The sequence below is a fragment of the Saccharothrix ecbatanensis genome (assembly GCF_014205015.1).
Taxonomy (GTDB): Bacteria; Actinomycetota; Actinomycetes; order Mycobacteriales; family Pseudonocardiaceae; genus Actinosynnema; species Actinosynnema ecbatanense.
Genome location: NZ_JACHMO010000001.1, coordinates 3,872,731 through 3,895,628 on the forward strand (window position 1 = coordinate 3,872,731; position 22,898 = coordinate 3,895,628).

General features: G+C 68.0%; 13 protein-coding genes and 3 pseudogenes. 7 read left to right on the forward strand and 9 right to left on the reverse strand.

What is annotated here, in order from left to right:
• Window positions 1-113 precede the first annotated feature (113 nt).
• Window positions 114-3,242 carry an RICIN domain-containing protein gene (locus F4560_RS16185; protein WP_221483519.1) on the reverse strand — a complete coding sequence of 1,043 codons (3,129 nt, stop codon included), beginning with the start codon at window positions 3,240-3,242 and terminating at the stop codon, window positions 114-116.
• Window positions 3,243-3,811: 569 nt separating this feature from the next.
• On the opposite strand from F4560_RS16185, the pseudogene F4560_RS46650 reads away from it, so the two are divergent.
• Together F4560_RS46650 and F4560_RS46655 are read left to right on the forward strand one after the other, a co-directional pair.
• Window positions 3,812-3,961: pseudogene (locus tag F4560_RS46650) on the forward strand (hypothetical protein); the annotation flags it as partial.
• 82 nt (window positions 3,962-4,043) lie between these two features.
• Window positions 4,044-4,160 (forward strand): annotated as a pseudogene (locus F4560_RS46655) (transposase); the annotation flags it as partial.
• A gap of 93 nt (window positions 4,161-4,253) precedes the next feature.
• Here the strand turns inward: F4560_RS46655 and F4560_RS44635 are convergent.
• On the reverse strand, window positions 4,254-4,694 hold the full coding sequence (locus F4560_RS44635) for a hypothetical protein (RefSeq protein WP_184920920.1): 441 nt from the start codon (window positions 4,692-4,694) through the stop codon (window positions 4,254-4,256).
• 250 nt (window positions 4,695-4,944) lie between these two features.
• Between F4560_RS44635 and F4560_RS44640 the strand changes: the two genes are divergently transcribed.
• Complete coding sequence (locus tag F4560_RS44640) at window positions 4,945-5,700, forward strand: hypothetical protein (RefSeq protein ID WP_184920922.1); 756 nt, start codon at window positions 4,945-4,947, stop codon at window positions 5,698-5,700.
• A gap of 461 nt (window positions 5,701-6,161) precedes the next feature.
• Here F4560_RS44640 and F4560_RS16205 read toward each other — a convergent pair whose 3' ends face one another.
• Window positions 6,162-6,428, reverse strand: coding sequence for a hypothetical protein (locus F4560_RS16205; RefSeq protein ID WP_184920923.1), 267 nt, complete (start codon window positions 6,426-6,428; stop codon window positions 6,162-6,164).
• A gap of 335 nt (window positions 6,429-6,763) precedes the next feature.
• Between F4560_RS16205 and F4560_RS46660 the strand changes: the two genes are divergently transcribed.
• The 4 genes and pseudogenes from F4560_RS46660 to F4560_RS16225 form a co-directional block, all read left to right on the forward strand.
• Window positions 6,764-6,928 carry an IS3 family transposase gene (locus F4560_RS46660; protein ID WP_184920925.1) on the forward strand — a complete coding sequence of 55 codons (165 nt, stop codon included), beginning with the start codon at window positions 6,764-6,766 and terminating at the stop codon, window positions 6,926-6,928.
• 39 nt (window positions 6,929-6,967) lie between these two features.
• Complete coding sequence (locus tag F4560_RS16215; protein WP_184920927.1) at window positions 6,968-7,423, forward strand: DDE-type integrase/transposase/recombinase; 456 nt, start codon at window positions 6,968-6,970, stop codon at window positions 7,421-7,423.
• Window positions 7,363-8,712 carry an IS30 family transposase gene (locus F4560_RS16220; protein ID WP_376775304.1) on the forward strand — a complete coding sequence of 450 codons (1,350 nt, stop codon included), beginning with the start codon at window positions 7,363-7,365 and terminating at the stop codon, window positions 8,710-8,712. The genes F4560_RS16215 and F4560_RS16220 overlap by 61 nt, the downstream gene beginning before the upstream one ends.
• Window positions 8,713-8,719: 7 nt before the next feature.
• Window positions 8,720-9,004, forward strand: a pseudogene (locus tag F4560_RS16225) (integrase core domain-containing protein); the annotation flags it as partial.
• Window positions 9,005-9,315: 311 nt separating this feature from the next.
• On the opposite strand, the gene F4560_RS16230 reads toward F4560_RS16225, so the two are convergent.
• From F4560_RS16230 to F4560_RS16255, 6 genes are all read right to left on the reverse strand, one after another.
• Complete coding sequence (locus tag F4560_RS16230) at window positions 9,316-11,103, reverse strand: glycoside hydrolase family 6 protein (protein WP_184920930.1); 1,788 nt, start codon at window positions 11,101-11,103, stop codon at window positions 9,316-9,318.
• Between the two features lie 199 nt (window positions 11,104-11,302).
• Window positions 11,303-14,188, reverse strand: coding sequence for an ATP-binding protein (locus tag F4560_RS16235; RefSeq protein ID WP_184920932.1), 2,886 nt, complete (start codon window positions 14,186-14,188; stop codon window positions 11,303-11,305).
• A gap of 2 nt (window positions 14,189-14,190) precedes the next feature.
• Window positions 14,191-16,557: a glycoside hydrolase family 3 N-terminal domain-containing protein gene (locus F4560_RS16240; RefSeq protein WP_246477818.1), complete on the reverse strand. Its 2,367-nt coding sequence runs from the start codon at window positions 16,555-16,557 to the stop codon at window positions 14,191-14,193.
• A gap of 72 nt (window positions 16,558-16,629) precedes the next feature.
• Complete coding sequence (locus tag F4560_RS16245) at window positions 16,630-18,354, reverse strand: glycosyl hydrolase (RefSeq protein WP_221483521.1); 1,725 nt, start codon at window positions 18,352-18,354, stop codon at window positions 16,630-16,632.
• A gap of 25 nt (window positions 18,355-18,379) precedes the next feature.
• Window positions 18,380-19,507 (reverse strand): lytic polysaccharide monooxygenase, encoded by a 1,128-nt coding sequence (locus F4560_RS44645; RefSeq protein WP_246477819.1) that lies wholly within the window; start codon window positions 19,505-19,507, stop codon window positions 18,380-18,382.
• A 212-nt stretch (window positions 19,508-19,719) separates the two neighbouring features.
• The gene (locus F4560_RS16255) at window positions 19,720-22,620 is read right to left on the reverse strand and encodes a glycoside hydrolase family 9 protein (RefSeq protein WP_246477820.1); all 2,901 of its coding nucleotides are present in this window, start codon (window positions 22,618-22,620) and stop codon (window positions 19,720-19,722) included.
• Between the last annotated feature and the right edge of the window lie 278 nt (window positions 22,621-22,898).

Sequence of the window (22,898 nt, forward strand, 5' to 3'; positions counted from 1 at the left end):
CTGGCCCCGAACCTTGGTCAGGAATTCAGGTTCCTCCCCCGGTCAGCGAGGACCGGAGTTGAATCATCGTCCCGTTGTCGGCGACTTCACCGCTCACGCCGAGTAGGTGCGGATCAGTTCACCCGGAGGATCTGCCATAGCTGGCTGTTGGCGCTCGTGTCCGTGTTCTGGACGAGCTGAGCACCCGATGCCGTGGACGCCTCGGACACGTCGAGGACCTTGCCGCTGTTCACGTTCTTGATCTTGGTGTACCCGTTGCCGCCGTCGACCAGTTGCCAGCGCTGGTTGGCGCCGTTCTGGTCGGTCCACTGGATGACGGTCGCACCGTCCGCAGTGGACGCGCCGGAGACGTCGAGCAGCTTGCCGCTCCTCCGGCTGGCGATCTCGAAGTCGCGCACACCCGCCGACCCGAAACTCCACTGCTGGTTGGCGGCGCTCCTGTAGCCCCACAGGTAGTCCCACTGGTGCACCTTCGCGCCGTCCGACGTGGACGCGTCAACCACGTCCGCGACCTTCCCGCTGTTCTTGTTCACGATCTTGTAGCTGGCGCCCGGATCCCCGACCCCCACGCTGAAGAAGGCGTCCACCGCGCACACCGTGCCGGTGGAGGCGGTGTTCTTCGTGCCCTTGCACACGACCTTGATCGTGTGCGTGGCGACGGACAGGTCGGATTTCTCGAACAGCACCGCCTGCTTCGTCGTGGTGGAGGAATAGGCGTCGATGTCCGACTGCACGAGTGTGCCGTCGAGGTAGACGTCGACCTTGCCCATGTTGGACTGCTTCATGCCGAGGTACTGCACGCTCGTACCGGTGAAGGTGTATTCGGCGTGGTCACCCGCCCGGGAGGTGTACGACTCCGAGCCGCGGAAGTCCCGGCTGTCGTCCCAGTTGCTCCACGTGCCCCCGGCGTTGTACGTGACGCGGGTGTCCTTGTCGTCCACGCGGGTCCACTGCTGCCGGACGACCGACTTCGACTCGGCCGACCGGTTCCCTTGCGCGTCCACGACGTAGAGCCTGTAGTCGCCGAGCGCCTCCGGGATGGCGATGGAGGTGGCGTTGCCGGCAGCCTTGGTCATCGTGCTGCCGACGGCGAAGGTGGTCGTGCCCGCCGGGGCCAGCCAGATCGTCCTGCTCGCGTCGCCGGTGCTCCGGATGGGGATCGACGAGGTGCGGCCGTCGTTGAAGACGCTGGCCGGCAACACGTGGTCCGGCGTGACGGGCCGATTGCCGGGAAGGATGTTCCGGTACGCAGGCTCGATGCCGGATTCAGCGGCGATGCGGTACGCGGCCGACGGCCAGACGTTGTTCTCGTAGGCGAGCACGTCCTCGATGGTGCTGTTCGGCACGTTCTTTTCAAAGATCTTGTTTACGGTCCCGTAGATCTGCGTCATCTTCAGGTCGTGCTGGCGTCCCCAGTTGCCGGAGTTGATGGTGTACCGCAGGTTCGGATCGACGTTCAGGACGTTGTTCTGGTAGGTGATGAAGGCCGAGCCTTCGTCCGGGTGGAGTCCGTACTTGTGGCCGCCCGGCACTCCCTGGATGTAGTTGTTGCTGATGGTGGTGCCCGGCTGGCTGCCCAACGTGTAGACGGGCGCGGAATCGCTCAACCGCTGCATCGTGTCGATGATATGGTTGTAGCTGACGTTGTTGTTCCTGGCCGTGGTGGTCGGTTTGTCCGGCACGATGGACCCTGAGGACCCGTCGAAGTTCCACCACCCCCAACCGAGCGTGATCCCGGCCCACGGCGTCTTCTCGATCACGTTGTGCTGCACGGTCACGCTGTCGACGAAGTAGGCCGACACGGGGCTGTGCGCGTTGAACAGCACCGCGGTGTCGTAGAGGTAGTTGTTCTTGATCTCGATGTTCTTGACGACCCCTTCGACGCCCACCGGGTACTTCTCGCGGTTCGTGGTGGTGTAGTCCCCGATGTAGACGTGCTGGGGGTGCCCCACAGTGATCGCGGACCCGCCGATGTCGTTCGTGCGGTTCCCGATCACCCGCGAATCCGTCACGTCGTTGAGCAGGCTGATGCCGTCGGCACCGGTGTGCTGCACCGTGTTGCGCTCCAGCACGATGCCGTCGGCGTTCTCGACCTGGACGATGCCCGGCGCGATGTCGACATTGCGGTAGAAGTAGTGGTGGAAGTTCTTCTGCCCGTACGAGTGCGCGGCGGTGCTGCCCTGCGTGGACTGCTTGAACACCGAGCCCGCCACCTCGGTCAGGTTCCAGTCGGAGTGCTCGACCGTGAGTCCCGAGAACGTGAGGTTGCGGACGTGGCCGGTGGTGGAGGTGCCGGCGACCTTGAGCACCGTGGCCACGTTGTTCGGCGCCCACACCGTCGCCGTCGACATGTTGTCGGAATCGGCCTTGTAGTAGTACACCGTCTTGCCGGCCCGGTCGAAGTAGAACTCGCCCGGCGTGTCCAGGAACTCGTAGGCGTTCATGAACTTGTGGCTGCCGCCGGGCTGGAAGGGCGCGTAAGCCGCACCCTGCGCGATGGCCGCGCCGGGTTGCTGGAACAGGGCGACGCGATTGGCGCCGTCACCGGTCGTGGTGACCTCCCGAACCCCGACGATGGCAGTGGACCAGGTCGTCCGCGTCTCGATCTCGAGATCGGAGTGGTTGTTGGCGACGGCGGGCAGATCGGTCAGGCTGTACTTGGCTCCGTCGCACTCGGAACCGGACTCCCACGCCCAGGCGGCCTGACCGGCCGTGACGGTGTACGTCCCGTGACAGCCCGCCGAGTTGATCGTCTTCGTCGCCATGTGCGCGCGCTTGTCGTTGACGTAGAGCGCACGCAGCTTGTTGGCGCGATTGAGCGGCGCCTTCCACACGTTTCCGCTGTGCTGCGTCCACCCGGGCACCTGGACACCGGCGTTGAGAACCGGCGTCTCGTTCGGGTACGCGGAGTAGAGCACCCGATACCCGTTCGTGCCCGAATCGCGGGGGGTGAACTCGATCGTGCTCGTCACCGGGTAGTTACCGCCCCGGAGGTACACCTGGATGTCTCCGGTCATATCGCTGTTGACCGTGCGGACGACGTCCCGCGCGCGCTGCACGGTCCGGAAAGGCGACGTGATCGTCCCGGGGTTGTCATCCTTGCCCGTGGGTGAAACGTAGTAGGTCGCCTGAGCGGCGGCCGAAGCCGGCGTGTAGGCCGAGGATCCCATGAGGTAGAGCCCGATCATGGCTATGGCCAGCGCTACTGACAGCGCCCGTCTGGGGAGAAATGGTGACGTCACACTAGGTCCTCTCCTGAATCATGACAGATATGAGCCCAGGCTGCGGATGTCCGATTCCGGGATCGCCTGAATCGTCACCTTGCGACGAGGGTGACCGCGAGAACGGGTCGGCGCACGCCTGACCCTTTTCCATGATGTTGCCGAGCAGGCGCGCGCGGCAGTCGCGGAAGCAGCCCTACTGGTTGGGGGATCGACCGGGCCGCGGTTGTAGGAGACAAGCCGGATGCCGCTCCCCGTCAGATACGACAGCGCCCGATGATCGGCGCGACAGCAGTGCCGTGGTGCTTCGTGTACGCCTCATCGCTGGGCCTATCGTCGACGTATCCGACTGCGGTGTGGGTCAAAAACCTCATGAGTGGTGCTGTGAGCGTGCGGTGGACGAAACATAAGACGTATGACAACTGATGTCAACGTTACATCTCGGTAACAGGTGGCAGTGGGACCCCGCCATCCGCTCGCTGAGCGATCGCTTCGACATTTCTTGATCAACCAGTCCCACCGACGCGTCCGCAGCGCTCCGCCTGGCGGGGTTTCCCAAGGACGGGAGCTCCTCGCCTGGGGTGGCGCGGATGTACTGCGGGGCGTTGGGCAAGACCGCGAACTGCCAGGTCGTGGTCAGCGTGCACGCGGTGACGGACTGGCGTCGGCGGCGCTGGACTGGCGGTTTTTCCTGCCCGAGTCCTGGGACGACCGCAAGGCCACCGGCCCGGACCAGGTGGCCGAAGTCCGGCACAGGCGGCAACGGTGCTCAATCCCCCGACGAGGCGAGGCATCGCGAGAAGTGGCGGGCTGGCGCTGGACATGATCGACGAGCTTGCCGAGTGGGGCCTGCCGGCGCGGCCCGTGATGGCCGAAGCCGGCTACGGCGACGCCGCCGACTTCGGCCAGGGGACTCACCGACTGTGGACTGACCTACGCGGTGGCGGTCAACCCGATCGCCACCACCCGCCCCGCCACGGCGGTGCCGGTGACGCCCGCCTACGGCGGAATCGGGCACCGACCCGAACCCCGCTACCCGGATCCGCCGATCGATCTGAAGACGCTGGTGACGGCCGCGGGCCGGTCGGCGGGCCGGTTCGTGGTCTGGCGCCACAGCTCCCACAAGAGCACGGCCAACTCGACCGGGCGGATGCGGTCGCGGTTCCTGGCGTTGCGGGTACGCCCGGCCAACCGGCACATCCCGAGAGCCGCGGACGGCAGCCTTGCGGAGTGCTGGCTGCTCGCGGAATGGCCCACCGGCGCGCCGAGCGCACCGACTACTGGCTGTCCACCCTCCCGCCCGACATCCGCCTGCGCGATCTCGTCAAGATCGCCAAGGTCCGTTGGCGCATCGAGCACGACTACCGCGAACTCAAGGACGGCCTCGGTTTCGGACCACTTCGAGGGCCGCTCCTGGCTCGGCTGGCACCGCCATGTCACCCTCGCATCCGTCGCCCAGGCGATCTGCACCAAGCTCCGCCGCACCCCAAAGCCCCTGCGCAGGACTGACGCTCTACGCCGTCCTGCGCCACCTCCTCCCGCCAACCATGCTCTGGCCAGGTTGGTGTGTCGGAACACCGTCCTGGCCAACTGCGCCTCTCTGGGCAGCACCGCCCAGACCATCAAGGCCACCAGACCAAACGCACACCCGACCGACCCCGATGGCGGCGAGACCGTCTACCTGCTGGCGGGCCGACTCCACTGCGGGGTGTGCGGACGAAAGATGGACTCCCACCGCTCCCACGGACGCGCCGCCTACCGCTGCCGCCACGGCCACACCACCGCACGCACCCAACCAGCGGGCGCACCGCGCAACCTCTACCTCCGCGAGGACCACCTACTCCCCCACATCACCGCACACCTCACCACCGCAGGCCTCGCCGACAACCCCGACCCCGAACAGACCGCACGGCTGATCGACGAACTCGGACTCGCCTTCCGCTGCGACGCCACCGGCGTCACACTCCTCGACCGCGGCACCATCATGCGAGCACGCACACCACGCAGACGCCCCACACCGCAGCCTGTCCACCACATGCATGGGAACGAAGACCGTGGACGGACAGGCAGACAGCTCCTGCTGGCCCTGAGCTACAAGACCGCCTCAGAAGCCGACCAGCCCGACACACCCACAAGCCATAGCGATGCGAAGGCTCGCGAAGCCCGCCCCATCCGACACCCTCACCAGGCACACACCCGCCCAAGTCGCCCCGCCACGCCACAGCGGCACCACCACCGCCCCAGGATCCACGGCGCCGCCTTCAACACCGCCCGCTTCCGCGACGCTTCCCATGCCCCCACAAACGACCCACCGCCGTACGACCACCCGGACAGCCACGGTCAACAGGACTGCGCACGCAAAGCCGGGCGCCGCCCGCTCCTCTTGCCGGCACACCGGCACACCACCCACGAGCAACGTTCGACGGGTAGGTTCGACGCGATGACGGAAACACGAAACCCCACGACGCAACCCAGCTGACCTGGAATTACATCGTGGGGCAAATTATGTGTCCGATCGCCGCGATGATCTTGTGTGTTCCCCGTCCGCCATGGGGACGTGTCACACGAAGAACGTAGCACAGACGATCTTCCGCTGTCACACCGTCCACAGTGGGCGGTGTGACATGGTGGTGCCACTGTCCCGATTGCTTTCTTGGTGGGCGAACTTCTACGACGACGCTGCGCATCGGACGAGATGCGGTTCGGCCAACGCATCGTTGTCCGCCGGTAATCGCGGTGAGCGCTGCGTTCAGTTTCGAGATGACTACTTCGTCCGCCCGCCGGCACCCATCCCCGGAACCGCAGCATCTACCACCCAGGCTGGTCGGCGGTCCCCAAGCACCGCACACCGTTGCAGACCACTCGTGATGCCGCTATCGCGTTCGACGACGCGACGCAGCGGACCGGTGTAGGACAAGGGCGTTCACCAGGCCTGGGAGCTCACGACAACGGCTTGGCGGACTGGACCGGGGCCCGCGATCTGGCCCACGAACACCCGGACCGGTGCACGAGCCGCAACGCCAGTTCCTCATCCGGACCACCCAACACAACATGCTCCCGCTGCATGACCGCTCGTCCGAGCGGATGCAGCCCGAGATGAGCGGACGGCCCACGCCAGCCGGCGACCAGCAACGGCTGCCGCCCAGAATGAGCGGCCTGCTCGGACAGCACGTCGTCAACCGGCCGCAAACGCACCTGGACCCTCACGTCTCAAGTGGACATTACAGAAAGCGGCGCGCACAGCGTCATCCTCAACCTTGGCGGCCAAGGCGGCTACCCGGCGGAACCGGGACCCCCTCGCACGACGCCACGCAGACCGACCCCTCGATGCGTGGCCGGCAAGCTCTCATTCCGCGAGCAGCACGGCATCCCGAGTAGGACTGGGGCACCCAGTCGTTTCCAGCGGTCGCGACACCCGCACTGTTCTCGCCACCCTGCTCCGCAACCACAGGGACGAAGACCGGCAAGGTGACCAGTGAGGAGGTGAGGTGTCCGAGTCGGGGTTCCACGCCTGAAGAGACCGGGCACCGTCGGCGCGGTCGGTGCGGCACGCCTGGCTGACCGACCTCATCGTGCGGATTCACTCCGCCGCTCGTGGGGTATACGGAGCCCGTCGGGTGCATGCCGAGTTGGCCCTGTGCCATGGTGTCGTCGTAAGTCACGGCACGGTCGAGTTACTGATTCAACGTGCGAACGTGCTGGCGTAAAAGGCTTTCGGCAACAGGGGTCGACGTCCGCGTCCCGAGGTGCCCACCGCCGCCGACCTGGTCGACCGCGACTTCACCCGTGACGCGCCGAATCGGCTCTGGGTCCCCGACATCACCGAGCACCGCACTCGTGAGGGCAAGGTCTACTGCGCAGTGGTATTGGACGTCTTCTCCCGCAAGGTTGTCGGGTGGTCGATCGACAGCCGCCAAGACGCCGCGCTGGTGACCAACGCGCTCGGCATGGTCATCCACAACCGCGAGCGCGCGGACAGCACGGTGATCCACTCCGACCACGGAGTGCAAGGCGAGTTCAACTGGTCGTCGCAACACTTCGATGACGGAGGTGTTGGATGGGATGGCGGAGGAAGCAGGTGCCGCAGGCACCGAGCGGGGCTCGACATCAGTCGGCTGCGGATAGGGCGACGCGGGCGCCGATGCGCTCACCCGGGCGGCCGGAGCCGTCGCGGGCGGTTCAGCGGGACTTCTGGCGCCTGATCGCCTCCGGGGTCACCACGGTCCAAGCCGCGGAGGGAGTCGGCGTGTCGTCACCGGTCGGGATCCGCTGGTTTCGACACGCCGGCGGGATGACGCCGCTGACCCTCGACGATCCCACTCGCCGGTACTTGTCGTTTGTCGAGAGGGAAGAGATCGCGCTGCTGAGGGCTCGGGACAAGGGCGTGCGTGAGATCGCCCGCATGATCGGCCGCGACCCTGGGACCGTGTCTCGTGAGCTGCGGCGCAATGCCGCGAGCAGGGGTGGCAAACCGGTCTATCGCGCCGTGGTGGCCCAGTGGAAGGCACAGCAGGCAGCGAAGCGCCCGAAAACGGCGAAGCCGGCGAGGGACGAGCGGTTGCGTGAGTACGTGCAGGACCGGCTCGCCGGCAATGTCCGTCGCCCTGACGGCACGGTCGTCGCGGGCCCCAGGACGCCGCCGTGGAAGGGGTTGAACAAGCCGCATCGTCAAGACAGGCGCTGGTCGACGGCGTGGAGTCCGGAGCAGATCGCGCATCGTCTGAAGGTCGACTTCCCCGATGACGAGTTCATGCGCATCAGCCACGAGGCGGTCTACCAGTGCCTGTTCATCGAGGGGCGTGGTGCGCTCAAGCGTGAGCTGGTCACGTGTCTGCGCACGGGCCGAGCGCTGCGAGAGCCGAGGGTCCGGTCGCGGAACAAGCCGCAGGGACACATCACCGCCGATGTCGTCCTCAGCGAGCGCCCCGCCGCGGCTGAAGACCGAGCCGTCCCCGGCCACTGGGAAGGCGATCTGATCACCGGGACGGGCCGCTCGGCGATCGGCACGCTCATCGAGCGCAGCAGCCGCTCCACGCTCCTGGTGCATCTGCCGCGGTTGGAGGGCTGGGGCGAGAAACCACTCGTGAAGAACGGCCTGTCGCTCGGCGGCTACGGCGCCGTCGCGATGAACGCTGCCCTGATGGTGTCGATGACGAAGCTGCCTGAGCAGCTCCTCAAGACCCTCACCCGGGACCGAGGGAAGGAACTGTCCGCGCGCGCTCAGTTCGCTCTCGATACCGGCACGAGAGTGTTCTTCGCCGACCCCCACTCACCGTGGCAACGGCCGACGAACGAGAACACGAACGGGCTGCTGCGTCAGTACTTCCCCAAGGGCACCGACCTGTCGAGGTGGCCCGTCGATGACCTCGAAGCTGTCGCCCTGGCCCTGAACAACCGGCCCCGCAAAGTCCTCGGCTGGAAGACCCCCGCCGAGGTATTCAGCGAGCAACTACAGTTGCTCCAACAGCCCGGTGTTGCATCGACCGATTGAACTCGCCCAATTCACGTCGTGGGCTTTTACCAGGCGTGCCAAGGAATCCGGCCTGTTGCCGTCGATGGGCTCGATCGGGAACTGCTCCGACAATGCGATGATGGAGTCGTTCTGGGGTCGGATGCAAGCCGAGCTGCCGGACCGCCGGCGCTGGCGCACACGCATCGAACCGGCCAACGCGATCTTCGAGTACCTGGAGATATTCCACAACCGTCAGCGCCGCCACAGCGCCCTGGGCATGCTCACCCCGGTCGAGCATGAGAGGTTTTACACCACCCCAACCGTGGCATGAAGTCCAACCAGCCGACTCCACGGAACTCGGGACACATCACCCTTCGGCTCAGTCCAGACCTCTGCGGGCACCCAGCCCGGTCTCGGCTACTCGTACGACTTGAGGCGCTGGCCGCTGCCCCCGCCAGGTAGGCCGATCGCACGTCCCACTGCGACTGAATGACCGAACCTCCGGCCAATCGCCCGGTGACCTCGCCGGGTGTCCACCCTGGACACATTTACCACAACGGAAAGGCCCGTAGGCGGCGCCCCGGGAGACGCCGCCTACGGGTGTGCGGTGCTTGTTCAGTTGTGGTTCCGGTCAGCTGATGGTCACAGCGCCGGGTAGGCGTTGCGCATGAGCTCCTGGAACTGGCCCGAGAACCAGTGACCGGAGAGCGGCGCGTTCGCCAGTGCACCCGACATGTTGTTGCCGTTGCGGATGTTGCCGGTGTACGTGGGATCGCACATGCGGTCGAAGCCCTTGCCCTCCTCGTTCGGGATGAGGGTGGCGGAACCGTCGGACTCACCCGGCGGCTTGATCCAGACGTAGGCGTCGATACCCGGCTTCGGAGCGGCCTTCGGACGCTCGCCCAGACCTGCGCCGGACTGGTTGCACCAGTTGCCCTTCTGGTGACGACGGTCGATGCGCGACTCGTTCACGTAGGTGGTCGGGTCGCCCGAGGTCGACTTGGCGGTGGGCCGGTTCGGGCCGCCCCAACCGTTGCGCGAGGTGTCGATCAGCATGCCGATGCCGCTGTCGAAGCCCTGCTTCACCAACTCGGTGCGGAACGCGGTGGCGAAGCCCACCTCGCCGTTGAAGTCGTTCCAGTCGACCCACTTCGAGGCCTCCTTCACCGGACGACCGCCGACGTAGTCGTCGACCGTCCAGAACGGCTCCTCCAACGGCGAGTAGTTCGCCGTGTTGGTGATGAAACCGTGGATCTTGTCCTTCGTGGCGCCGTTCTTGCCCAGCAACGTCGCGAACAACTTCGCCGAGGCGTAGAAGTTGTCGTACTGGGGATTGTCGTCGCCCCAGCCGATCCAGCCGTGGTGGGCGGCGTCGATGTAGTTGTAGACGTTGCCGATCGCGCCGAGCTTGCCCAGCGCGTACGAGACACCCTCGATGTAGTTGCCGTTCTGCTTCATCGTGTCGCACTCGGGCGTCGCGGTGGGACGCGGCGAGACGTTCGTGACCAGGTTCGGCAGCGAGTCGATCTCGATCACCGACACCACGCGCAGCTTCGAGTACGCCGGCCGGGCCACGATCTCGGCGATCTTGTCGATGTACTCGGTCTTGTAACGACCGATCTCGTCAGCCTTCAACTCACCGTTCGACGCCAACGCCGCGCAGTCACGACCGGGCAGGTTGTACACCACGACCTGGACGACCAACTGGCCGTCCGCCCGCGCCGCCCGCTGCTTCTCCGCCTCGTTCAGGTGATCCACCAGACCCATGGAGCCGGTCGTGGGCGAACCGTTGCCGGTGATCGCGCTGATCCGGTCCATCCACACACCGGTCGGCTGGTTCGCGATCCGCGACCCACCCGGCTCCGCAGCCGCCTGACGCGACCACTGCGGGTTCACATACACACCCGCACCCACATACGGGTTGTCCACCCTCGGACCACCCGGGTTCGTGTCCGAGGAGGTCGTCGTCGTGGTCGTGGTGGTCGTCGTGTCGACCGTCCCCGTGCACACCGTGCCATTCAACCGGAACTGCGTGGGCACCGGGTTGGACCCGTTCCACGAGCCGTTGAACCCGGGCGTCGCCGAGGACCCGGTGCCCAGGTTCGCGTTCCAGGACGCGTTGCGGACCGTCACCCGCGTCCCGGACTGCGAGAAGTCACCGTTCCAACCCTGCTGGACCGTCTGACCGGCGGCGAAGTCCCACTCCAGCGTCCAACCACCGGAAATGGCGTCACCCAAGTTGGTGACCGTGACGTTGCCGCCGAACCCACCCGGCCACTGGTCACTGATCTGGTACGCCACCCGACAACCGGCGGCCGCGTTTGCGGTGGCCGTCGAAGCCACAACCCCGGCAACGGACAACGCCGCCACCGAGGTCATCGCCAACGCCCCCGTCAATTTCCGGGAACGTACAAAAGTGCGCAGACTCATGCATCGCCTCCTTGCGAGCAACCCACTACCTAAGAGCGCTCCGGTGATTACGCCGATACGGATCGGACGCGTAACCGGAAGAGTGTCTGGGAGCGCTCCCAGAAGGGACCGTAATACACGATGTCCAGTGAGCGGCGAAGTCGAACAATAGATGCGCATACCCAAGAACTCCCGGAAGCGCCGCGCTCCCTGTGAGACCTCAGCCGGGGCGGCCCACGCGCAATTGAGCGCGCGAATTGATCCCCAGCTTGCGGAACAGCCGGGCCACGTGCCGATCGACCGTCCGCAACGACAGGACCAGCTTCTCGGCGATCTCGCGGTTCGTCAGCCCGGCCGCGACCATTCGTGCGATCTCGACCTCCCGGGGAGAGAGGTCGTTGCCGTACCCCTGCCGTCCCCGCCGAGCCGGTTTGGCGCTGCCGAGGGTGTGCAGGGTGTGGCGGCAGCGCACGCCGTCCTTCGACGCGCCGAGCCCGTCGAAGGTCTCCACCAGGTCCTCGAGCAGCTCGACGGCCTTCTCCGGATCGGACGGCGCCAGCACCGTCGCCTCGCGTTCCCTTGCAATGGCGGCGAAGTACGGCGCGGGCATCGCCTCGTAACGCGAGACGGCCTCCCTGAAGTGCTCGATGGCCTCGGCAGGATCGCCCCGCGCCTCGGCGAGCGCTCCCCTGCACTGCGCGAGGGCGGCGAGCACGGCGGGCGCGTCGCGGTCGGCGACGCCTCCGGCCGCCTCGTCCACCAGACGTTCGGCTTCCGCGATCCGTCCGGTGGCGGCGTACGCGGCGACCGCGACCGGCACCAGCAAGCCGGTCCAGGGCCAGCCGTCCGTCTTCCGCACGGCGGTCAGTCCACGGTCGACCTCCGCCGCTGCCCTGGCCGTCTCCTGCCGCTCCAAGAGGAGCGAGGCCATGCCCGCGATGCCGCTGATCGCCACGGGAACGATGGCGTCGTCCGGATCGTGGCCGCCGGTCCGGCCGAAGTGCCCACCCGCCACCTCCCAGTCCCCGCGGGTCGCGGCGAGCCAGCCGAGCACCAGCTCCAGCTCGCCGGTCATGGCGGTCACGTCGCGGTACTCCTCGATCAACCCGTTCGCCCGCTCCGCCAGACCGTCCCACCGACCGGTGATCCAGTCCAGCCGCGCCTCGGTGGCCCTGCCGGTGCTGGTCACGAACGCCGCGCCGCACTCGGCGGCGAGCCGCAGGCCGTCGTGCAGCAACCGGCCGCCCAGGCCTAAGTGGCCGAGCCACACGCAGGCGTCGGCGACGTTGCACCGCAGCCGGGCCAGGTGCTGCTGACCACCGAGCGTGTCCGCGCGCACGGGCACCTCGTCCAGCCCAGCCAGGTACCCGCGGTGCAGACGGGACCCGAGTGTGTTGGCCAGCAAAGAGATCCGCAGCTCGCCCGTCGCGGTCACCCCTTGCGCTTCGGCCCGCTCCCGCCACCGGCCCAGTTCTGCGGGCGACACCGTGCCGAGGTACGGCATCGAGAGCACGGCGGCGGCACGGGCGACGAGGTCGGGACTGCCCGCGAACTCGTCGATCGCGCGTTCGAGTTCCGCTCGCCCCTCCCGGATGCGGCCGATCTGGCGGACCAGCAGCAAGGCCCGGTACAGGCGCACCTCACCGCGAACCGACGTAGCCAGCCGAGGGTCGACCAGCAGGCGTTCCAGCGTCTCCGCCGGGTCACGCTGGTCGAGCCCGGTGTTGGCGATGCGCCCGAGCTTGATCGCCAGCCGGTCGACGCCATCGCCGGGCAGCACCGGCACGGCCAGCAACCGTTGCAGCAGGGTGGTCGCGGTGGCGGCGTCACCGGAGTCGATCGCACGGTCCGCTGCCTCCTCTCCGTAGGTCAACCAGTCCGCCGTCCGGCCCGCCCGCTCGCTGTGCCCGGCCAACTGCACCAGTGGTTTCGGCTCCACGTGCTCCAACGCGTCCACGGCGCGGCCGTGCAGGGCGGCACGCTCGGGAGCGCTGATCGTGTCGTAGACCGCTTGACGGGCCAGCATGTGCCGGAAGCCGTACGTCAACCCGTCGACCTCGTGCAGGACGTGCCCGTTCACGCCGTACGCGAGCGCCGCGCTCACCTGGTCCGCCGGGACGCCGGCCACCTCGGCGAGTAGTTCGGCGGGTGCGGGCGTGCCGAGCACCGCGGCGGCCTCGACCAGGTGGACGGTGGCGGCGGGCAGGGTGGCGAGGCGATCGGCCATCGCGTCACGCAGCAGCACGGGGACCTTTACGGCGTCGAGCAGCCGTTCGGCCCGCGCACTGCCCGCGTGCACCGCACCTGCAGGGTCACGCAGGGCGCGCAACGTCTCCTCGACCACGAACGGGATGCCGGCGGTCCGCTCGTGCAAGCGGGCCGCGAACTGGGTCGAAACCCCTTCCACACCCAGGATCGCCTCGGTCAGCCCGCGCACACCATCGACGTCCAGCGGCTCGATCTCCACCACCGCGACCAGGCCACCGGCGGCCGATCGGAACTCCGCGCCCAACGGGCTGCCGCCGGGCAGGTCCTCTCGCCGGTAGGTGAGGACCATGCTGAGGTTCGCCGGCGGCCCACCCGCCAGGAAACGCAGTAGCTGACGCGTGCCGTCGTCGGCCCAGTGCAGGTCCTCCACCACGAGCAGCACCGGGCCGAGCGCACCGAGAAGTTCCCGCACAGCACGGAACAGCCGGTGCCGCTCGGCCCGCGGATCGCCCATCGGCGGCAACGGGGCCGGCAGATCGGCGGCGATCTCCGGCAGCAGCGGAGCCAGCGCGCCGATCACCGGATTCAACTCCCGCTGCCTCGCCAGCCTCGGCCCCACGCCGCGCAACGCCTCCAACAACGCACCGTAGGAGAACGGCTCACCGACCTGTTGGCAATAACCAACGAGCGGCAACGCAGCACCCAGATCCCCGGCCAGCAGCTCGGACACCAGCCTGCTCTTGCCCACCCCCGCCTCGCCCTCCAACAGGACGACCGCGGGACGGCGCACGGCGACCTCGCGCAGCGCGGTCAGGTGTCCGTTGCGCCCGATGAGGACGGGTGAGCTGGTCCGGAACCAACGACCGTGGGCCGTCTCCGAACCGTCATTCCGTCGCATCACTACACCTCCAAGGCACACGGGTCCACGGTCAACCTGTGCAGTTCATCCAGGTCGCGCACGTCGTGAGTGGTGGTCAGCCGCCGGTCGTGTCCGGGATGAGCCGGTTCACCACTCAGCCAGACGTCCGCGCTCAGCGGCAGGTCCGCTGATGACGGGCCGGTGGACAGGGTGATCCGGCCGGGTTCGACGACACGGCGACCGTCGACGCCGGTGAAGGAGAACGCGTCGGCGGGCACGTCGAAGACCACCAGCCGGGTCTGTCCGGGCTCCAGTGCGACGCGGGCGAACCCGATGAGCTGGACCGGCGGTCGCACCACCGGGGCCACCGGGTCGGACGCGTAAAGCTGCACCACCTCGTCCACGGCGCGGTGTCCGGTGTTGCGCACGACGACCCTGGCCTCCACCGACCCGGTCGTCGTCGCTTCATCACTGGTGGTGCCCAGCGTCTCGTAGCGCACGGTCGTGTAGGACAGGCCGTGCCCGAAGGGGTAGAGCGGGGTGGGGTCCAGCGCCGAAATCGCACCAGCAAGCGGATGCAGGTAGGTCGAGGGGTACGCCCACGGCTGGCGGGGAACCTGCACCGGCAGCCGCCCGGACGGGTTGATCCGTCCGCTGAGCACCCCGGCCACCGCCGAAGCGCCTTCCACCCCAGGGAAGAACACCTGCACCACCGCAGCGGCGCGGTCGGCGTAGTCGCCCAGGGCGTAGGGCCGACCGGAGACCACAACCAGCACGGTCGGTGTGCCAGTGGCCAGCACGGCCTCGACCAGGCGATCCGGCGACCCCGGCAGGCTCAGGTCAGACACGTCACCGCGCTCGGTCCCGTCACCGGACAGGCCGGCACGGTCGCCGACGAACAGCAGGGCGACGTCGGCGAGGGAGGCGAGGTGCACGGCTTGGGTGATGCCGGCATCGTCGCCAGCCGTCACGTCGACGCCGCGTGCGTAGTGGACGGTGGACTGCGGGAACTCGGCTTCGACCTGCTGCCTGATCGTCGCGATGGACAGACCCGCACCGCGCCCGGGACGACGGCGCAGCGCGTGATGCGGGAAGGCGTGACGGCCCAGCAGGGCGAGCGGGTCGTTCGCACAGCTACCGATGACGGCGATCCGGCTCCGCCGGGGCAGGTCCAACGGCAGCGTCGAGCGGTCGTTGGCCAGCAGCACGACCGAGCGCTCCGCCACCGTGCGGGCCAGCCACCGGTTGTCGGCGCTGTCCAGATCCACCTCGTCCGGGTTGACCGGCACGGGAGGGCCGCCGTCGAGCAGTCCCAAGTCCACCTTCTGCCGCAGGACCCGGCGAACCGACTCGTCCACAAGGGATTCCTCGACACCGCGGGAGCGCACGTGCCCGACCAGGCGCTCTCCGTAGCCGCGGGTCTCGGGCAGTTCCCCGCCCACACGCAACGGGAGCACCCGGGGTCTTTCCTCTTCCGCGAAAGCCCGCTCCATCGAGGCCACGAACAGGATGGCCCGGTGATCGGCCACCACCGTGCCGGTGAACGCCCACTCCTCGCTCAGCAGGTCCCGCAACAGCTCGGCGTTCGCCGCGACGGGCACACCGTCGACGTCCGTGCAGGAGCTCATCACCGACCGCGCTCCCCCCTCGCGCAACGCGGTCTCGAACGGTGGCAGGACCACATCGGCCAACTCACGCAGCCCGATGCCGACCAGGGCGCGGTTGCGAGTGGCACGGGAAGAGGCGTACGCGGTGAAGTGCCTGACCGTGGCAATGACCCCGGCCTCCTCCAACCCGCGTACGTACGCCGCGCCGAGCTGCGCCACCAGGTACGGGTCCTCCCCCAGCGTCTCCTCCACCCGATCCGACCGGTAATCGCGCACCACGTCCAGCACCGACGCCAGGGTCTGATGCACGCCCACCGACCGCAGGTCACGCCCTATCGCCGAGCCCACCTCGCGCACCACCTCCACGTCGAAGCCGGCCGCCCAGGCCAACGGCGTCGGGTAGACGGTCGCGCCGAACGTCGCGAACCCGGCCACGCACTCCTCGTGCACGATGGCCGGGATCCCGAACCGGTTGCCCGCCACCACCCGCTCCTGGAGCGACCTCAACCGCCGCAGGCCCTCGGCGACCGTGACCGGTGCGGTGCCGAACACACGGATGAGGTGCCCGATCCCCCCGCGCACCAGGTCGTCCACGTCACCGGCCGCCGACGCGGTGAACACCTCGGGCACCGGCGCCGACCCCGTCGCCGACCCACCGCTTCCGTCCAACCACACCGAACCGAGCTGGGCGACCTTCTCCTCCAACGTCATGGTCGCCAACAGCGCTTCCACGCGATCGTGGACCGGCAGCCCGCGGTCGCGCCAAGCCGCGTCCGAGTCGGTGTTCATCAGCGATGTCATGGTTGTCCTTGCGGTGGGTCGGCTCTTGAACGCGGCGTCGAGACCTCCCTGGCCACCGCCCTACCGGAATGCTCAGGCGGTGGTGCAGGCCGGCGTGGCCGCTGACGGAGTGCCGCTGCCGATGAAGCCGAACGAAGCGCTCTCCCCCGGCCTCACCGTGCCGTTCCACGACGCGTTCTTCGCCGTCACGGTCGAGCCAGCGATGGCGAGGTCCGTGTTCCAGTAGTTGTGAACGCCCTGGCCAGCCGACAACGACCACGTGACCTTCCAGCCGGCCACCGCCGTGGTCTTCTGGTTCTTCACGGTGACCTCGGCCTGGTACCCGCCGGACCATTGGTTGATCACCCGCAAGGTCGCGGCGCAGCCGTCCGTGGGCTCCGGCGGGGTACCGGGATCCTTGAACTCGGGCAGCTCGTCCAGCGTGATCACGTTGGCGTGGTTGTAGACGCGCTGCACGAAGTCGCGCGGGTTGGTCACGCCGTCCTGGATGAACCCGCCCGACCACGTGACGAACCAGGACCAACGGGCCTCGTAGGTCCGGACCAGGTCGGGGTCGGGGATGGAGCCGACCTCGCCCAGCGCGACCAACTTCTTGTCGCCGCCCAACTGCACCAACCGGTCGTACTGGCCGACGAGCGCGCTGTGGTCGCCCTGCGGCAGGTAGACGTCCGCGCTCACGATGTCGACCACGTCGTCACCGGGATACCAGTCCGGCGAGATCGAGTTCCACACCCAGATCAGGTTGTGCAGCCCGTGGTGCCCGACCAGCCGGTCGTGCATGATCCGCCACAACTGCTTGGCCGGGCCGGACCCCTTCGCACCCCACCAGAACCAGCCGCCTTCGGCCTCGTGCAGCGGTCGCCACAGGACGGGGACCTTGGCGTCGGCGAGGCGCTTGAGCTGCACCGCGATCGCGTCCATATCCCGGATCAGCAGCTTGTAGTCGGTCGAGGACGGGTCGGCCAGCGCCGCGGCCACGTCGAACGTGGTCGAGTCGGTGTAGAAGCCGCGCCACCACTCCTTGCCCGGCTGGTCGATCAGGCCGGACGGCGCGTTCCAGTGCCAGGCCAGGGTGGTGATGCCGCCGCGGGCGTCGTAGGCCAGGGCGTGGTCCACGTCCCGGCCCGTCGTGCCGCGCTCGACCCGACTGGGCGAGTAGTCCATCAAGTCGTAGCCGCCCACCGCGGGCGCCTTGCCGATGTTCTGCTCGACCCAGTCGATGCTGGTCTGGTCCTGTTGTCCCGACAGGATGTTCTTGCCGTAGTTGTCGGTCAGGTACCGCATCAGGCCCTTGGCCTCGGCGGTCGCGGCCGGGTCGGTCAGCTCGCCGGTCACCTGGTGCGGCGGCCGTGACGAGCTGGGCGTCACCTTGATCGCGTCGATCAGGTACCAGCCCCAGTTGTTGGTGATGGTGATGGTGATGGTGTTGTCACCCGGCCGCAGCAGCACCTTGCCCGCCGGGATCGTGGTGAACGTCGGAACCGCGGGGAACGACACGTCACCCAGACCACTGCCGTTGAGCGACAATGAGGCGGTCTTCGCGCCGTACGGGGTGGCGTAGCGGATGGTCAGGTCGTACAGGCCGCCGAGGTTGTCCGGGATGGTGATGGCGACCGAGTCGGGACTTTGGTCGAACCCGGCCACGTAACCCGTGCTGGAGTAACCCGCCAGGCTGGACTCGACCGCGGTTCCGTTCAGGACACCGGTCTCGGCTTCGAGCCAGGTGTCGGCAGCCGCAGCCGGGAGCGACGGGGAGAAGGCCGTTAACAGCAATGCGGCCACGAGAACAGATCGCACGCGAGTGATCCCTTCGCGCCGTTGGTCAGGGTTGGTTTGCGGTGCAGGTGAGAGCGGGTGTGCCGGCGGTGCCGGAGCCGATGAAACCGAACGTGGCGGCCGTGCCTGCGCCCAGTGAGCCGTTGTAGGCGGCGTTGCGGGCAGTCACAGTGGAGCCGTCCGTGGTCACGTCCGCGCTCCACGCATGGTTGATCCGCTCGCCGTTGCCGAAGGTCCAGCTCACCGTCCAACCGTTGACCGGCGTGGCGTCGGCGGTCACGCGCACCTCGGCCTGGAAGCCGCCGGACCACTGCGAGACGACGCTGAAGGTGGCCGAGCAACCCGCGGAGGGGTTGTCGGTCGTGGTGGTGGTGGTCGGCGTCGTGGTGGTGGTCGGCGTCGTGGTGGTGGTCGGCGTCGTGGTGGTGGTCGGCGTCGTGGTGGTGGTCGGCGTCGTGGTGGTGGTCGGCGTCGTGGTGGTGGTCGGCGTCGTGGTGGTGGTCGGCGTCGTGGTGGTGGTCGGCGTCGTGGTGGTGGTCGGCGTCGTGGTGGTGGTCGGCGTGGTGCCACCGTCGGTGAAGTTGACGTCGCTGCACGCGTAGTAGCTCTGGTCGAGGTGGCTGGCCTGCCACACCGTGAACAGCACGTGGTGGCCGGTGCGCCCCGAGGCGTCGACCTCGACGGGCGTCCGGGGGCCCGTGGGGACCCTGCCGGTCTGGCCGACCAGTTCCAAGTCACTCCACTTCAGGGCTTGGGTCTTGGGGTCGAAGCCCTGCTTGGTGGCGTAGACGCGGATGTAGTCGGCGCCGTGCAAGGACTGGTCGTGCAGGTTGAGGGTGAACCGACTGGGCCGGTCGGTGGTCCGCCAGTTGCCGGGCTTGTCGAAAGCGGCGTAGGTGCCGTTGTGGGTCAGACCGCCGCTGCACAGCTGTCCGTCCGGGATGGCTCCCTGGTGGTCGCCGGCGACACCCTCGCGGAACAGGCCGTTCCAGTTGTACATCGCGGAGGAGTTGGCCTGCCACGCCTGGTAGCACATGGGATCCTCGGCTGCCATCTGCTGTGACGCGCCGTTGGGCCAGTGGTGGTAGCAGCCGTAGTGGCGCGACGGCGGGTCGCTCACCGCGCCGTGGGCGGAGGCGCTGCCCGAGCCGAATGTCGCCAGCAGGGTCGCCAACAGCGCAAGGCAGGCGCCAAACGTCGCGGATGCCCGCCAGACAGCCTTCTTCGAGTTCGCCGGCGACTGTCGACGTTGGTGGGGAACGTTGTCCGGTAAGCGGTGCATGGGTTTCACCAGATCTCCATTGATCGATGATGTGGGCTTCCTGAAGGCCGGGCCGTCGGCGCGGGGGGGTGCCGACGGCCCGGGGTCAGGGCATTACGCCGGGATCAGCCCTTGGTGCAGGACTGGCCGTTGACGGTGAACGCGGTCGGATCGGTGTTCTGGCCGCCGTGCGAGGCGTTGAACCCGACCGAGGTCGAACCGCCCGGGGCGAGGTTGCCGTTCCACGAGGCGTTCGTGGCGGTCACGGCGGCGCCGGTCTGCGTCCAGTCGGCCGACCAGCCGTGGGTGATCTTCTGGTCGCCGGGGAAGGCGAACTTCAGCGTCCACGAGTTCCACGCGGTGGTGCCGGTGTTGGTGATCGTGACGCTAGCGGTGAGGCCGCTGGACCAGGAGGAGCTCACCGAGTAGGTGACCTTGCAGCCGCCCGTCGGGGTGTCCGGCTTGGTCCGCACGGCCGTGGTCTGCGACGCCGCGGACGTCAGGTTCGCGCCGTTGCGGGCGACGATGGCGAACGTGTAGGCGGTGTCGGGCTTCAGACCGGTCAGGGTCGCCGACGTGCCCGACACGGTGGTGACGACGCGCTGTGCGCCGCCGTCAAGGGCGACGACGTCGTAGTTCCTGACGCCGCTCTCCGCGTCCGAGGCAGCGCTCCAGGTGAGCTTCACGCCGGTGGCGGTGATGTCGGACGCGGCCGGGGCGCCCGGCGTCGAGGGTGGGGTGGTGTCCTCGACCGGCGGCGTGCCGCCGGCCTTCTCCGCCGCCCAGTTGGCGAGCCAGGCGAGCGCGGAGTTCCAGTTGATCGTGACCTCGTTGACCGTGTACGCCTGGATGTGGTCGACGTAGCACTTCTGGGGCTTGCAGTCGGCCGGGACGAGGCGCTGGGCATGCGAGTCGCGGCCGTAGCTGTTCGGACCACCGGAGAGGGTGCCCGGCGCCGTGACCGGAAGGGCGGGGTCGAGCTGGTTGGCCCAGAACCGGTGGTGGCCGTTCTTGAACGCCCGGTCACCGTAGCCGGCGACGTAGGAGTAGCTCATCGGGTTGCGGCCCAGCAGGTAGCCCAACGCGTTGTAGACGCCGTCGCGGTACTTGGCCTGACCGGTGAAGTCGTGCGCCAGCGCCAGCACCGCGGTGTTGTTGGCCACCAGACCGTTGGAGCCCCACTCGTAGCCGCCGTCGCCCGTGCGGTACGGGGCCGGGTAGCCCAGATCGGCGATCTGGGCCAGGTGCTGGTCGGCGACGGCGGTGAACGCGGACTTGATCGCCGCGATGTCCGCGTCGGGCAGGCCGTTGGGCACGAGCGCGAGGGTGATGTCGCCCAGCGGGCCGGTGGACTGCCAGTCGTAGCCGCGCGGGTTCAGGCTCTTGCCCTTGAAGTGGGGCGAGGAGGTCAGGTCGGTGCGGTAGGACGCTTCACCGGTGGTGGTGAACATCTCCGCCGCGGCCCAGTAGAACTCGTCGGTCAGCACGTCGTCGCCGTACCCGCCGCCGCCGCTGTCGTCGGAGTTGAAGATCTTGTCCGGGTTGGCCTTCGCCGCCGCGTACGCCTTCACGGCCGCCGCCTGCGCCTTGGCCGAGAACGCCGGGTCGATCGTCTTCCAGATCCGCGCGGACTGCGCCGCCACTGCGGCCATGTTCAGCGTCGCCGCGGTGCCGGTCGCCGAGAGGTAGCGCTGGTACGGGTCCTGGTCGGGCCGCGTGGGCAGGCCGGTCCACTGCTCGCTGTGCATCTTGTGGTGCACCATGCCGTCGGGCGCCTGCATCTTCAGCAGGAACTCGACCTCCCAGCGCGCCTCGTCCAGGATGTCCGGCACCCCGTTGGACCTCTCCGGAATGGCCATCTTGCCGTCGCCCAACGCGGCGGCGTCGCCGATCAGCTTCGCGCGCTCGTAGGTGTTGAGCACCTGCCACGCCGAGATGCCGCCGTTGACGACGTACTTGCCGTGGTCACCCGCGTCGTACCAGCCGCCGCGCACGTCCAGCGTGTAACCGCAGTTGAGGTGCGCACGGCACGGCACCGCGCTGTCGCCCTTGTTCGGGGCGACGTCGATGTGACCGGCCGGACGCGAGTACTGCGTGCCGACGTACTGCGCATCGATCGGGATGCCGCTGCGGTTGTGGTAGAAGTACGCCAGCGAGTCGTAGCGCAGCTTCTTGATCTCATCCGTCGCGATGTCGAACGGGAAGCTCGTCTCCGCGCCCACGCTGAGCGTGTAACCGGCGCCCGCCGTGTCGAACGACGAGAAGTCGATCAGGTGCGTGGAGTCGCCGGAAGCCGCGTCCACACCCTTGGGCGTCGACTCGCCGGTCGCCACCGTCGTCCCCGACGAGTTCTTCAGCACCCACGTCTGCGGCGTGGTCGCCGTCGATACCAGGGTCGCCTGCTTGGACAGACCGGGCACGTACGCGACCTGGTTGACCTGAACCTTCTTGGCCGGCGGCGTGTAGCCCTCGCCCGGCGCCTTCAACCCGCCGATCAGCGACACGTTGTCGAAGCAGATCCGGCTCTCGGCCGACTGGCCGCCGAGGTGGAAGTTCATCTGCCCGGACCCCGCGTCGGGGAAGTCCATCGTGGCGGTGAACGTGAAGGAGTGCCGCTGCTTGGTGGTGCCTAGCTGGAACTCCTGCTTGAGCATCTCCTGGTACGGCGGCACACCCTGACCGATGACGACCGCCATCGGCCGTGACGCGGTGGCGTAGGCGTCGAAGGTCATCGTGTAGGACTGCCCGGACTCGAACGGCACGCCGTTCTGACCGAGCAGGGCATCCCAGGGGTTGCCCGTGCCGGCGGCGACCGTCGCGCACATCTCACCGTTGACCACCGCGCGCGACACCTCGCCGTTGGACCACCACGGATCGGTGCTCCCGCTGTCGAACGTGCCGTTGAGGATCCTGTTGTACTCCGCCGCCTGGGCGGTGCCCGTGGCGAGAGCACCGCTCATCGCCATTGCCGCCGCGAGGGCGACGATGGCGGGGCGGCGCCACCGGGAAAGGGGACGTGATGTCATCGAACTGTTCTCCTCCGTCTACTCTGACGGTTGACAGCGACTTCCGAGGGGATTCTGGGAGCGCTCCCAGAAAATGACTGTAAGCGCCCCATGCAAATCAAGGAAGCCGCCGATCGGCTTAATGAACAAAACTGGCTGTAGAGCGACTCCCCGACCGCGACAAGCGTTCGGAACAATAAATACACGCCGCACTGTCGGAATAACCTGCGGCCGGTTCACGGATGATCCGGGAACCGGTCCACGCACGTTATTTCGGAATGGGCTCAGCTCTCCTGCGA

Excerpts from the sequence above, each read along its gene's own strand:
- F4560_RS16255 (WP_246477820.1), bottom strand. The coding sequence starts at position 22,620 with ATGACATCACGTCCCCTTTCCCGGTGGCGCCGCCCCGCCATCGTCGCC.
- F4560_RS44640 (WP_184920922.1), top strand. The coding sequence starts at position 4,945 with ATGGACTCCCACCGCTCCCACGGACGCGCCGCCTACCGCTGCCGCCAC.
- F4560_RS16240 (WP_246477818.1), bottom strand. The coding sequence starts at position 16,557 with ATGACATCGCTGATGAACACCGACTCGGACGCGGCTTGGCGCGACCGC.
- F4560_RS16235 (WP_184920932.1), bottom strand. The coding sequence starts at position 14,188 with ATGCGACGGAATGACGGTTCGGAGACGGCCCACGGTCGTTGGTTCCGG.
- F4560_RS16230 (WP_184920930.1), bottom strand. The coding sequence starts at position 11,103 with ATGAGTCTGCGCACTTTTGTACGTTCCCGGAAATTGACGGGGGCGTTG.
- F4560_RS16220 (WP_376775304.1), top strand. The coding sequence starts at position 7,363 with ATGCGCTCACCCGGGCGGCCGGAGCCGTCGCGGGCGGTTCAGCGGGAC.